This is a genomic window from Janthinobacterium aquaticum (assembly GCF_009208565.1).
Lineage (GTDB): Bacteria > Pseudomonadota > Gammaproteobacteria > Burkholderiales > Burkholderiaceae_D > Janthinobacterium.
This window is the reverse complement of sequence record NZ_WFLK01000002.1, coordinates 330,331-342,888: the sequence shown is the minus strand read 5'-3', so window position 1 is coordinate 342,888 and position 12,558 is coordinate 330,331. Positions and strand designations below refer to the sequence as shown.

General features: G+C 61.9%; 16 protein-coding genes. 15 read left to right on the top strand and 1 reads right to left on the bottom strand.

The window, feature by feature from the left end:
* Positions 1 to 24 precede the first annotated feature (24 nt).
* The 11 genes from fliD (at position 25) to GCM43_RS04380 (ending at position 8,724) form a co-directional block, all read left to right on the top strand.
* Positions 25 to 1,443, top strand: coding sequence for a flagellar filament capping protein FliD (fliD, locus tag GCM43_RS04430; protein WP_152242299.1), 1,419 nt, complete (start codon positions 25 to 27; stop codon positions 1,441 to 1,443).
* A gap of 71 nt (positions 1,444 to 1,514) precedes the next feature.
* Entirely contained in the window at positions 1,515 to 1,901 is a 387-nt protein-coding gene (gene fliS, locus GCM43_RS04425; protein WP_152242298.1) for a flagellar export chaperone FliS, read from the top strand.
* Positions 1,894 to 2,211: a hypothetical protein gene (locus GCM43_RS04420; RefSeq protein WP_152242297.1), complete on the top strand. Its 318-nt coding sequence runs from the start codon at positions 1,894 to 1,896 to the stop codon at positions 2,209 to 2,211. Before fliS ends, GCM43_RS04420 begins: the two co-directional genes overlap by 8 nt.
* Positions 2,208 to 4,001, top strand: a complete 1,794-nt coding sequence (locus tag GCM43_RS04415; protein WP_152242296.1) for a flagellar hook-length control protein FliK — start codon at positions 2,208 to 2,210, stop codon at positions 3,999 to 4,001. The genes GCM43_RS04420 and GCM43_RS04415 overlap by 4 nt, the downstream gene beginning before the upstream one ends.
* Complete coding sequence (locus GCM43_RS04410) at positions 4,001 to 4,477, top strand: flagellar basal body-associated FliL family protein (RefSeq protein ID WP_152242295.1); 477 nt, start codon at positions 4,001 to 4,003, stop codon at positions 4,475 to 4,477. The genes GCM43_RS04415 and GCM43_RS04410 overlap by 1 nt, the downstream gene beginning before the upstream one ends.
* A 39-nt stretch (positions 4,478 to 4,516) precedes the next feature.
* Positions 4,517 to 5,251 carry a FliA/WhiG family RNA polymerase sigma factor gene (locus GCM43_RS04405; RefSeq protein WP_152242294.1) on the top strand — a complete coding sequence of 245 codons (735 nt, stop codon included), beginning with the start codon at positions 4,517 to 4,519 and terminating at the stop codon, positions 5,249 to 5,251.
* Positions 5,252 to 5,305: 54 nt separating this feature from the next.
* Positions 5,306 to 6,217, top strand: a complete 912-nt coding sequence (gene motA / locus GCM43_RS04400; protein ID WP_152242293.1) for a flagellar motor stator protein MotA — start codon at positions 5,306 to 5,308, stop codon at positions 6,215 to 6,217.
* A complete protein-coding gene (locus GCM43_RS04395; protein ID WP_152242292.1) occupies positions 6,201 to 7,214 on the top strand; it encodes a flagellar motor protein MotB in 1,014 nt (337 codons plus the stop codon). The genes motA and GCM43_RS04395 overlap by 17 nt, the downstream gene beginning before the upstream one ends.
* Positions 7,215 to 7,230: 16 nt before the next feature.
* Complete coding sequence (locus GCM43_RS04390) at positions 7,231 to 7,533, top strand: flagellar biosynthesis anti-sigma factor FlgM (RefSeq protein WP_152242291.1); 303 nt, start codon at positions 7,231 to 7,233, stop codon at positions 7,531 to 7,533.
* On the top strand, positions 7,530 to 7,970 hold the full coding sequence (flgN, locus tag GCM43_RS04385; RefSeq protein WP_152242290.1) for a flagellar export chaperone FlgN: 441 nt from the start codon (positions 7,530 to 7,532) through the stop codon (positions 7,968 to 7,970). Before GCM43_RS04390 ends, flgN begins: the two co-directional genes overlap by 4 nt.
* Complete coding sequence (locus GCM43_RS04380; RefSeq protein WP_152242289.1) at positions 7,957 to 8,724, top strand: glycoside hydrolase family 73 protein; 768 nt, start codon at positions 7,957 to 7,959, stop codon at positions 8,722 to 8,724. Before flgN ends, GCM43_RS04380 begins: the two co-directional genes overlap by 14 nt.
* Positions 8,725 to 8,858: 134 nt before the next feature.
* Here the strand turns inward: GCM43_RS04380 and flgA are convergent, their stop codons facing one another.
* Entirely contained in the window at positions 8,859 to 9,611 is a 753-nt protein-coding gene (gene flgA / locus GCM43_RS04375) for a flagellar basal body P-ring formation chaperone FlgA (protein ID WP_193315534.1), read from the bottom strand.
* A 149-nt stretch (positions 9,612 to 9,760) separates the two neighbouring features.
* Here flgA and flgB point away from each other — a divergent pair, with 149 nt between their 5' ends.
* The 4 genes from flgB (at position 9,761) to GCM43_RS04355 (ending at position 12,538) form a co-directional block, all read left to right on the top strand.
* Complete coding sequence (gene flgB / locus GCM43_RS04370) at positions 9,761 to 10,123, top strand: flagellar basal body rod protein FlgB (protein ID WP_152242288.1); 363 nt, start codon at positions 9,761 to 9,763, stop codon at positions 10,121 to 10,123.
* Positions 10,124 to 10,131: 8 nt separating this feature from the next.
* The gene (gene flgC, locus GCM43_RS04365) at positions 10,132 to 10,548 is read left to right on the top strand and encodes a flagellar basal body rod protein FlgC (RefSeq protein ID WP_152242287.1); all 417 of its coding nucleotides are present in this window, start codon (positions 10,132 to 10,134) and stop codon (positions 10,546 to 10,548) included.
* A 3-nt stretch (positions 10,549 to 10,551) separates the two neighbouring features.
* The gene (locus tag GCM43_RS04360; RefSeq protein WP_152242286.1) at positions 10,552 to 11,205 is read left to right on the top strand and encodes a flagellar hook capping FlgD N-terminal domain-containing protein; all 654 of its coding nucleotides are present in this window, start codon (positions 10,552 to 10,554) and stop codon (positions 11,203 to 11,205) included.
* A gap of 64 nt (positions 11,206 to 11,269) precedes the next feature.
* Positions 11,270 to 12,538: a flagellar hook protein FlgE gene (locus GCM43_RS04355; protein WP_152242285.1), complete on the top strand. Its 1,269-nt coding sequence runs from the start codon at positions 11,270 to 11,272 to the stop codon at positions 12,536 to 12,538.
* Positions 12,539 to 12,558: the final 20 nt, after the last annotated feature.

Sequence of the window (12,558 nt, the reverse complement as noted above, 5' to 3'; positions counted from 1 at the left end):
GCACACCAATTCTAGGAGTCTGACATGGCCATATCCACCAACGCTTCGAATACCTACGACCCGACTGCATCAGCCCAGGCGCTGACCGACAAGTACACGGCCGACCTGCAGGCGCGCATTACGGCGCAGACCAAGGCGGCCACTGCGACATCGGCTGGACTGTCGAGCATGAAGCTCGCCTTGAACAGCTTTACCTCAAGCATGTTCTCGCTGACCAGCGGCAAGAGTCTGCTGACGCAGGCGGCGACGCTCAGCAATACTGCTGTAGGTAGCGCTACTGCCACCAACACGGCAGTAGCTGGTACATATTCGATGTTCGTAGAAAAGGTTGCTACCAATAATCAGATATCGGTTGGTGGACTCGGCAGCACGGCAGCGCCCGCCTCTGGTGAGGGCACGCTGAAAATCAAGCTTGGCGCCAATAGCGACTTTACGGTCGACCTGAGCAAGGCCGACACTGACGGCGACAACAGCACGCTGTCAGCCAAGGAAATCGCGGCCGCCATCAATGCCGAGCCCAATAACAACGCCCGCGTGACGGCGTCGGTGATCACCATCGGCGGCGTGGCGCAGCTGGTACTGACTTCGACCGTCAGCGGCAAGGAAGGCGAATTGTCGCTCGACAGTAGCGCGATGGCCGATGGCGATCTGAAAAATGCGCTGGCAGCCACGCCGAAACAGCTCGTTGCTGCACAAAATGCTGTCATCTGGATCGGTGGCAAGCCGGACGATCCGAGCGACACCAGCAACCGCGTCGAACAATCGTCTAATACCTTCAGCAATATTGACGGCGTGAAGATGACCTTTACCAAAGCACAGAGTGCTGGCGATGCGCCGATCACGATGACGGTCGGCATCGATACCTCGGCTACCACTACCAATGCACAGAGTTTTGTTACCGCCTATAACAAGCTCAAGGCAGCCCTGGACGGCCTGACCGATCCGGGCGATCCAGCCTCGGGCAAGGCAGCCGGCACTTTCTCCACCGACAGCGGCGTACGCGTGCTGCGCGACCAGATGGTACGTGCCCTGCGTGAAACTGCCAGTGGCGCGCTGGCGACTTTCGGCATTACCGCACAGCGCGACGGCACGTTGGCACTTGACAGCACCAAACTGGCCGCAGCCATCAAGATCAATCCGACAGGACTGGACAAGGCAATCGGTAATAACTCGGCAAGCGCACCGAGCGGCATCGCGGGCGCGCTTGACAAGTTTATCGAAAGCTGGACCAGCAGCACCGGCCAATTGAGCCAGCGCGAAGCATCGGTTGCCAAGCAGCAAAAGTCGCTGGAAGAGCGCCAGACCAAGTTTGAAGCCGATTATGTCGTCATGTACAACCGCTACAAGGCGCAATTTACGGACTTGCAAGTGATGCAGGCACGCATGGCGCAAACGACCAGCATGTTCGACGCGCTGTTCGGCGACGATTCAAGTAAAAAATAGAGGCGCCAGTGTACCCCTGCCGGGGCGGCGCGCCAGCCAGTTGCAGCAAGCTTTTACAGTGAGAGAGAATCATGGATTACGATGCATACAGCAATTACCACGCCGTCAACCTGGATGCGCAGACGTCGCGCGCCACGCCAGTCGAACTGGTTCTGCTGCTCACCGATGGCCTGCTGGAAGAACTGGCGCGCGCGCGCGGTCATATCGTTGGCAAACGCTATGAACAGAAAGCCGTCAGCCTGGACAAGTGCACCGAAATTATCAATGGCTTGTCGAGCTCGCTGGACTTCGAGCAGGGTGGCGAAGTTGTTGCCAATCTGGGCCGTCTGTATGAGTACTGCACCGGCCGCCTCTACCTGGCTGGCATCAAGCTCGATCCGACCCTGATCGATGAAGTCACTGCCCTGCTGACCACGATCAAGCAAGGCTGGCTCGGCGTTCAGGCGAAAAATGGATAAAACATCTGTATTATTGCAATTAGGCAAGGAAATACAGCAAGCCGCCGTCAAGCAGGACTGGGCGGCGCTGTCATTGCTGGACCGTCAGCTGGCGCACCAGTTGACGGCATTGGCGGCACAAGGCGCAATCAGCGCCCATGAACAACAGGCTTTGTCGGCCGTGCGCAAGATCCATGCGCAGGCGGTGGTTCTGGTATCGAATGAGAAACAACGGCTCGGCTATGAGCTGGGGCAAGCGCATTCGAACCAGGAAGGCTGGGTCGCTTACGCGTTGGAAAGCGATATGTATCAGGATCGGAATCAAGCATGAATACCAGTTTTAACCTTATCAATACAGTCGGCACGCAGAGCCTGCTCGACATGAGCATGCCAGGCGTCGCCGCAGCAGCACCAGCCGTGGCCACGACGGCAGTCGTGCCGCCTCAGGCAGTACAATTGCCCGGCGCAAGCGCGCCAGCATTGCCGCTGTTCGCGCAAAGCATGGATGCCGCTGTCAATAATGCGCCCGTCGAACAGGCCGAACTGCCTGGCGACCAGGCAGCCAAGCCCGTTGAGGCGGCACCGCAGCCTGCCGATGAGAATGTCACGCAAGCGAGCCAGCAGGCTGGCGTGCTGCCAGCCATGGCCAGCCCGTTGCTGACGCCGTCGGTCGCGCCGCTGCCTGGTGCACCGTTGGCCGCAGGCGAGGTGGTCGATGGTACCGCGCCGGTCAAGACCCGAGCCAGCGAGACCGTCGTCGCTGCCGCACCCATTACCGACACGGCTGCCACACCACCGGCTGCGACCGGCGCCATTGCGCCAGAGCGCGCACCGGCCCGCGCTCCGGCTGCGCACGCCAGCCCACCACCACTGGTGATGACGGCCAGCTTGCTGTCCAGCACGTTTACTTTCAGGAACTTCGGACAGGCCGGCGCCAGCGCGCCTGCCGCCGATACGCGTCCGGCACTCGCCGCCGCTGCCCCGCAGCCTCAGGCCATGGCGCCGCAAACCATCTCATCGCAGGCGGCGCAGCCGACGCCGCAGCGTGAGCCGCTGGTAACACAGCCGACGACAACGCGCGAACCGCTGGCCGCAGCGCTCTTGACACCGCAAGTCGCTGCATTGCCAGCGGCTGCATCATCAGCCGCTGTATCGCCAGCCGCGCCGCGTCCTGACAGCGCCCTCCCGCCCGCTGACGATACGCCGGCAGACATTGACGATGCGTCGCCAGCGCCTGCCGCACCATCGGCGCTGGCGCAACAGATGGCTGTCGCGTCCACGCTTGCCGCGCCACTGGTGGCAACGATCATGCCGGCCGTTAAATTTTCCAATTCACCCGCCCCTGCTGCCATCGGCAACGTTGACCGGGCCTTGCCGCGCACCCAGGCGACTGGCCCAGCCAGCCCGGCCATCGCTGCCATCACTACCGCCGGCGTGACAGACGCGCCGCCGGTGCTGCGCGCAGCCGAAGCCGGCACCGTGCTGCCGCTTGACAGCGCACGCGCTGTTGGCGCCAGGGCTGCGCAAAGCGCGCCAGCCGCCAGTTTTGTGCTGCCGGGCGACAACGAACGCAGTACGCCAGCCGCGCCAGCGGCAACAGTCAACGCCGCCAGCGGCCTGGGCGCCCTGATGGGTGCCGGCACGGCATCAACTGCAACGCAGTCCGGCGACACGATCAAGCTTAACGGGCCAGCACAGCAATGGCAGGAACCGCTGCGCGAGGCGCTGGGCGAACGCCTGCAGACGCAGATCGGGCGCAACAGCGAACATGCGGTGATCCGCCTCGATCCACCGATGCTGGGCCGGATCGAGATTTCGATCCGCCACCAGGCCGGTGCGCTGCAGGTCAATCTGAGCGCCTCGAACAGCGAAGTGCTGCGCCAGCTGCAAGGCATCGGCGAGAACATGCGCAGCGACCTGGCCCAGCGCCAGTACACCGAGGTGGCCGTCAATATCAACGCCACCCCACGCAGTGCGGCGGCGCAGGCCTTTGCCGAACACGATGGCCGCGGCCAGCGACAACCGGGACGCCAGCAAGATGACGCCGAACCTGGTCGCGCCCTGTCCGATGGTGCGCCAGCGGGCGCCACCTTTGCCATGCATGAGCGGGAATACAACTGATGAATACAAAAGTAAAAATAATTGGCGGTTTTGTGCTGGTGGCCGTGCTGGCCGCCGGCGCCGCTGGCGGCGCGATGTGGTATCTGGCCAAGCCGGCGCCAGGCCACGCCGAGGGCGCCGAAGCGAAAGCCCCGCCGCCACCGGCCACCGGCAAGAAGGCGCGCAAGTTCCTCACGCTCGACAAGATCATCGTGATGCTGCGCCGCGACTCGGGCGAAGCCGATACTCACTACCTGTCGGCCGACCTGGTCATTTCCACCACCGAAGAGAAGGAAAAGCTGACCAAGGATCATTTGCCGCTGATGCGCTCGATCGCCGTCAGCACCCTGTCGGGCCTGACCACCGCCAAAGCCCAGAGCATGACGGTGGAACAGGTGGCGCAGGAGATCAACAAGGCTTTCGACGTCAGCTATGAACGTGAGCAGATGGAAAAACCTTTCTCCGAAGCCATGGTCGGCAAGCTGATCATTGAATAAGACGATGCCGACAGGCCAGCCGAACTGATGGGAAATACCATGGCCCATGCTGAGCATTACCAGCAATCCTATGGCGCCAGTGAATATGCGGCAGCCGAGACGGCAACGCTCAGCGTAGCCGATGAGCAGCGGCACCTGATCGCCTATGCGCCGCTGGTCAAGCGCATCGTGCGCCAGCTCAATTCGCAGGTGGCCGGCGCCATCGACCGCGAAGACATGGAACAGATCGGCTTGATGGGGCTGCTGGAGGCCTTGCGCCGCTACGGCGTGCCGGACCAGACCTTCGGCAGCTATGCCAGCCTGCGCATCCGCGGCGCCATCCTCGACGAATTGCGCCGGCAGGACTGGCGCCCGCGCGCGGTGCGCCAGGAAAGCCACCGCCTGCGCGACAACGTGCGCGCGCTGACGCGCAAGCTGGGCCGCGAGCCGCTGGAAGCGGAGATCATGGCGGCCCTGCAACTGACGCCGGAAGCCTACCAGGAGTACCAGCTGGCCGAGAACGCCGAGCTGATCGCCAGCTTCGATGAAGTGCTGCAGGAAAGCCTGGGCCAGTCCGACAGCGCGCCCGGCCCCGAAGAGCAATTGATGGTGCGGCGCAGCCTGGAGCAGGCTTTGCGATCGCTCGATGAGCGCGAACAGCGCGTGGTGCAGATGTATTACGAATTCGAACTCAGCTACAAGGAGATCGCCGCGGTGCTGGATCTGAGCGACGCGCGCGTATGCCAGTTGAACAAGATGGCGTTGGGAAAAATGAAAGCCATGCTGCAGGACTGAAGCAGGCCACTCCACATATTTGATGCAGCAAAACAACGCAGAAAGGCAGTTGACATGGTAATTATCGGTATCTTAATCGTGATGGGATGTGTGTTCGGAGGTTTTGCCCTGATGGGCGGTACCGCCCATGCGATCTGGCAACCGGTCGAGCTGATCATCATTATCGGCGCCGCCGTCGGCGCGCTGGTGTTGGGCAACCCGAAACATGTGCTGTCAGAAATGCTGCATCAGATGCGCAAAATCGTTACGCACAAGAAGCAGGGTTCGGAATTCCAGCGCCAGTTGCTGCTGCTGATGTACGAACTACTGCAAACGGCCGCCGGCGGCCTGAAAGCGCTCGACGCCCACGTCGAGGCGCCCAAGGAAAGTCCGTTGTTCCAGCGCTACCCGCTGGTGCTGGAAGAGCCCAAGCTGCTGGCTTTTATTGTCGACAATTTCCGCTTGATGGCGATGGGCAAGATCAACGCGCATGAACTCGAAGGCGTGCTCGAACAGGAACTCGAAGCGATTCATGACGAGTTACTGCAGCCGTCCAAATCCCTGCACAAGATCGCCGAAGCCATGCCCGGCTTCGGCATTCTGGCCGCCGTGCTTGGCATCGTGATGGCCATGAACTCGGTGGCCGACGGTGCCGACGCGGCTGAAATTTCGGAAAAAGTGGGTGCGGCCATGGTCGGTACCTTTATCGGCATTTTCTTTTGTTACGGCGTGCTCGATCCGATGTGCAACATGATGAAGCAGCTGGTTGGCGAGGAAGGCTCGACCATGGAATGCGTGAAGGTGGTGCTGGTCACCCACGTGGCGGGCAAACCGCCGCTGCTGGCGATCGACGCGGGCCGACGCCTGGTGCAACTCAATATCAAGCCAAGTTTTGCCCAGCTGGAAAGCTGGATCACGGCGCTCGAAGGCGGCGGTGAGGAAGAGCAGAACCAGGGCCGTGGAGGACGCCGTGCTAAAGCCGCATGAGAAACATGAACAGGCCATTATCAAGCGTGCCGGACGCAAGCACGACGATGATGGCCATGGTGGCGCCTGGAAAGTGGCCTTTGCCGACTTCTGCCTGGCCCTGCTGTCGCTGTTCCTGGTGTTGTGGCTGATGGCTGCGCGTGAACAGCAGGCGATGAAGGAAATCATGCTCGACGCCATGGCCGGCAGCCGCCAGGGCGAAGGCCAGGGCGTGATGCCGGAACAGAAAGGCGGCCCGCGCGGCAGCCTGATCGACCGTTTCCCGATGCCAAAGAATGGCATGGGCGATACGCGTACCGAAGGCAACAAGTCGCAGGATGGCAAGGCCAGCACGGCCGACGCTGACGCCAAGCCGCAACCGAAGGTCAACTATCAGTCGCCGGAAGACCTGATGGCGCTGTCGCGCGCACTCGACAAGCTCAGCGACGAAGCCGGGCTGAAAAGCAATCTCCAGTCGGTGGTGACCCCGTATGGCTTGCGCGTCATGCTGCACGATACCGACAAGCAAGGCATGTTTGTACGCGGCAGCGCCGTGCCGACCGACCGCTTCCGCAAGCTGCTGCGCGAAATGGGACCGGTATTTGCCCAGATGGAAAACCAGATGCTGATCGTCGGCCACACCGATTCGATACAATACGCCAATACCGGTTATGAAGGCTATTCCAACTGGACGCTGTCGGCCAACCGCGCCATGTCGGCGCGCGCGCAGTTGCTTGCCGGCAGCATGAACCCGGAAAGCGTGCTGCAGGTAGTCGGCATGGCCGACCGCGCACCGCTGGACACGAAAAATGCCACGGCCGGCATCAATCGCCGCATCGAGCTGTTAATATTGACGCGTGGCCAGGCCGATACCATCTCGGCCATGTTTGGCATGACCGGTGCGCAGCAACATGGCAGCGAAGTCGAAGTCGGCGCGCCGGATGCAGAAACGCTGCAGCGCCTGCGTGACAAGCTGGGTTTGCCAGCGAAGAAAGAACAGGCCGGCCATGCAAATTAAAGGCAAGGGACAACGCATGAAAATTTCCTCTGGCGCCGCCGGTGCGGCCGGCGCTACCGTGCGCAGTGACGCCGTTGCGCCAACAGAAGCGCTCGCGGCGCATGGCGCGGCGGGCGCCGTCAATGGCGGCTCGGCGGCTGGCGGCGAACTGCAGTCGGCCGTGTTGCAGCCGGCCATGGCGGCGCTGCGCGCCATGCCCGATGAAATCGATCACGAGCGCGTGGCGCAACTGCGCGATATGCTGGCCAGGGGCGAACTGCCGTTCGACCCATCGAAGATCGCCGGCCTGATCCAGCGCTTTCACGGCAACGACGCATGAACGCGCCACGCAAAGGCATCACGCGCCTGCAAGCCGTGGAGCGGGTACTGCAGGGCATCGCCGAAGACGGCGCCGCTTATGTCGAGTTGCAGGCTTTGCTGGAAGAACAATTCCAGGCCGTGCTGCGCCACCAGACGGCGCAGCTCAAGGTGCTGGCCGACCAGGTGGTTGCCGCAGTCGCCGTCATCGAGGCGCGCCGGCGCCAGCGCGTCACGCTGGTAACCGCCCTGCTCGGCCCGAGCCCCGATATGCAACAGTTTTTTGCGCTGTTGCCAGAGACCACGCGCGCAACAGCGCTGGCCAACTGGGCTGCGCTTGAAGCGATGGTGGCCGAATGCAAACGCCGCAATATCCGTAACGGCACCTTGCTGACCGAACAATTTACCACCATGCAGCGCGTACTGAACGGCGAGGAAGATACTTATGCGCCAGCCTGATTTTTTTGCCAGCACCGCCAGCAACATGCGTGCCCTGGCTGCCACCAGCGCAACGGGTGCCACCGCGCCGGTACAAAGCAATATGCAAGCCACGCAGGCAACGGCCTCGACCGGCGGCTTTGGCAGCGTGTTCCAGCAAGTGCAGGGCGAAGTGGCGCGCTTTATCGAGCAAGGCGGCGGCGCCAGCGTGCCGGACCTGACGCCACAGGGACGCGCCTACCTGGACAAGACTTCGCCAGGCAACGTGCTGGGCGCCATCAGCCAGGGCGGCGAGATTGGGGAAGTCCAGCAACAGTTCCTCTCGTCCATCAAGCCGTGGACCGAAGAAGCCGGTGCGCGCCTGGGCGTGGCGCCTGAAATCATCGCAGCCCATGCCGCGCTCGAGTCGGGCTGGGGCCAGCGTCCGCTGCGCCAGGGCGGCGGTGCCGACACCAACAACCTGTTCGGCATCAAGGCCGGCGGCAAATGGCAGGGCGAGGTAGCCGACGCCCTGACCACCGAATACGCCGATGGCAGCGGCTCGCCGCTGAAAAAGACCGAGCGTTTCCGCAGCTATCCCGACCAGGCCAGCGCGTTTCGCGATTATGCCCAAATACTGATCGACAACCCGCGCTACCGCGCCGCGCTGCACACCGGCAGCGACGCCCACGCATTTGCACAGGGCCTGGCGCGCGGCGGCTACGCCACCGACCCCAACTACGCAAGCAAGCTGGGCCAGTTGGCCAGCCGGCTGCAGCGCACCGCCAAAGACTGAGCCAAATAGCGCGTAGGTCGGATTAGCCTGGCGCAGCCAGGCGTAATCCGACAACACCTTTGACGCCAACCATGTTGTCGGATTACGACCTTGCAGGCCTAATCCGACCTGCGCGGCATTACCCATCATCCCGGTTATTTCCCACCAATATCAGCCGGCTCAACCAGGCCAGTTTCCAGCACGCGCGCCCGGATAATGGTGCCGCTGCTGGCATTGCGCACCCTTATCACCTCCCCTGCCGCGCCCGCATCCATGGCTTCGCCGGCCATGCTGACCTGAATCTGTTCCCGGTGCGCCACAATGTTGACCGCGCTGCCGCTCTTGACCAGCACCGGCGAAGCGAGTTGACCTTCACGCAACACCTCGCCCGCACGCAGGCTGCGCCGGCTCGACTGTGCCACCACCGCCGGTATCGAGGAAACACTGTCGCTGATCAGCGTCACATCGCGCCGCGCCAGCGTTATGTCGCCAGCTTGCAACGGCGTATTGGCGGTCACCGGCGCCGTGGTCACTACCACCTTGGCAGTCACCACGGCGCGCGCCAGCATCTCGTAGCGCCAGCCGCCGGGCACCGGGCAGCTGGCCACGAAGCGCATGCGCTGCAGTGAGCGGCTATCCTGCGCCTCGATTGCCACCGGCTTGGCGCACGGCGGAATGACGCGTGAGTTTTTGACAACAGTGATCTCGAATAAGGGCTCCAGCAGCCCTGCGGAGGCCGCCTGTTGCGCCAAGTGCTCACGTGCCAGTTGTTCGACCTGTAAAAAGATATTGTCGGCTGGCAATTCGGCCCGACCTGCACTACTATAGAGGCTGGTCAGCAAAAAAAGGCCGGGGAGCAGTGCGCTAGGTCTCCGGAAGCTGGCTGTAAAACTGTTGAAATAATTCATTGCTAACCTCATTGCTAACCTTTTTCAAAGATACTGAAGCGGCATGACCTTAACATGCGTCAAGATGAAGCGGCAGGGATTTTTCTGCTGACACAGTATTTTCTGCCTGAACTGCCGTAGCACGATCGAATTCAATACAAAGGATGACCATGGGGATCAATTTCAAGGACGCACTCGGTGTGCACGCCGATACGCTGGCGCTGCGCGCCGACCGCACGCGCGTGCTGGCAGCCAACATTGCCAACGAAAATACGCCGGGCTTCCAGGCCATGGATATGGATTTCGGCAGCGCCTTGCAGCAACTGCAGAACAATGAGGCCGGCATGCTGTCGACTGACGACGATGCGACGGCCCTGTACCGCGTCCCCTACCACCCCAGCCGTGACGGCAATACTGTCGAAATCGGCGTGGAGCAGGCGGCATTCTCGCAGAACGCCACCGACTTCCAGACCAGCCTGACCTTCATCAACATGAAGCTGCGCGGGCTCAACAAAGCCATTACCGGACAATAAGGACCAGCATGAGCTTCCAGGATATTTCCAAGATTGCCGGCTCGGCCATGGCAGCGCAGACCGTGCGCTTGAATACCATCGCCAGCAACCTGGCCAATGCCGAGTCAGTCGCTGGCTCCGAGGGCGAAACCTACCGCGCGCGCAAGCCGGTGTTCGGCACCGTGATGGACGGCGCTGGCGCCACCGGCGCCGGTGGTCGGGTACAGGTGCTTGACGTGGTGGAAAGCGACGAGCCGCTGCGCAAGGTGTATGAGCCGGGCCACCCGATGGCCGACGCCGACGGCATGGTGTACTACCCGAACGTCAACCAGGTGGCAGAGATGACCGACATGATGTCGGCCTCGCGCGCCTTCGAGACCAATGTCGAAGTGTTGGGCCGCATCAAGTCGATGCAGCAGTCGCTCCTCAAATTAGGTGAAGCATAAGCCATGGAAACATCCCTCTTTACAAACAATACCAGCAGCAATGGCAGCACCAGCAATACCGTTGCCTCGCAAAACAATGCCACCCAGGACATGTTTACCAAGCTGCTGGTGGCCCAGATCCGCAACCAGGACCCGCTCTCGCCAACCGATCCCAGCCAGTTCGTCAATCAACTGACGCAGCAGGCACAGACCGAGGCGATGCAGAACCTGTCCACGCTGACCAGCGCCAACGCCAGCGTGCTGCAAAGCATGCAGGTACTGGCGCTGGGCGCCCAGGTAGGCTCGGAAGTGATGGTCAACACCAGCAGCGTGCAACTCGACAGCAGCAAGGTCAATGGCACCATGGCGCTGTCCTCGAACAGCAGCAAGACCACCCTGACCTTAAAGGGCAGCAACGACAAGGAATACACGATCGAGCTGGGCGCCAAGTCGGCCGGCACCGTGCCTTTTAGCATCGATCCGCAAGCGCTGGGCCTGCCGGCAGACACCTACACCATGTCGGTCAGCACCAGCAGCAATGAAAAACCGTCGATCGACATCGCCGGCAAGCTGTCGAGCGTGCGCCTGTCGGCCAGCGGCAGCATGATCCTCAACGTCGCCAACCTCGGTGAAGTCAGCCCTGGTGCGATTACCGGATTCAACGGCAAAACTTCCTGATGTGCCTGTAACGCCCATTGCTTTTCAACCCGATTAAACCCGTCCTTCACTAAAGGAATGCACCATGAGTTTCGATATCGCACTGTCCGGCATCCAGGCCATCAACCAGCAGCTGACCGCCTCCAGTAATAATATCGCCAATGCCGGTACCTACGGTTTCCGCAGCAGCCGCGCCAACTTCTCGTCGATGTACGCAGGCTCGCGCGCCACCGGCGTGGAAATCGGCTCGACCACGCAAAGCATGAGCGTCAACGGCGGCGTGCTCAACACCGGCCGTTCGCTCGACGCGGCCATCGATGGCCGCGGCTACTTCGTCAGCCGCGATGCACAGAACACCCTGACCTACAGCCGCGTGGGTATTTTCAGCGCCAGCAACAGCGGCTACCTGGTCGATTCGAACGGCAAGATGGTGCAAGGCTACGCCGCCGCCGTGGCCGGCAGCAATACCCTGGGCGCCATGGGCGACATGAAGATTCCAACCGGCCAGATTCCGGCCAAGGCCACCAGCAACCTGACCTACGTGGCCAATATGTCGTCGGAATGGACGCCGAAACCGGCCACCAGCGTCTTTAACAAGGACGATCTGTCGACCTACAACAGCGCCAAGGTGTCGGTGGTGTATGACTCGCTGGGCGCCAAGCACACGCTGAACCAGTATTTTGTCAAGAACGACAACAGCACCATGTCCGTGCACTACACGCTCGACGACAAAGTTACCACCACGCCAGCGAGCGTGGTGCTGAAGTTCGGCACCGATGGCCAACTGGCCACCGTCAACGGCAACCCACCCAACAATATACCAACCGCACCAGCCGTCAAGGGCCCGGACTGGAAGCCGGTGTTTGACGGCATCGACATGGCCGACCCGATCGCCAATTCGGGCGCTGCAGCGCTGGCTTTCAAGCTCGACTACACCGAAACGACGCAGTACGCCGGCGAAGCCACCACCTCGACCAACAAGTCCGACGGCTATGCTTCGGGCACCTATACCGGCGTGGAACTGGCCGAAGACGGCTCGATCGTGGCCAAATACACCAACGGCGAAAAGCAGAATGTGGGCACCATCGCACTGGCCAACTTTGCCGACGAAGGCGCGCTGACGGCCGTCAACGACACCAGCTGGACCGCCTCGACCACTTCCGGCGCACCGCTGTACGAGCGTCCGGGCGTGGGCATGGCCGGCAAGCTGGCGGTGGCGTCGCTGGAACAGTCGAACGTCGACATCACCACCGAACTGGTCGGCCTGATGACGTCGCAGCGCAACTACCAGGCCAACTCGAAGGTCCTGTCGACCGAGAACGCCATGCTGCAGTCGCTGATGCAGGCACTGTAAGCACCGATACTTCTAAGGGT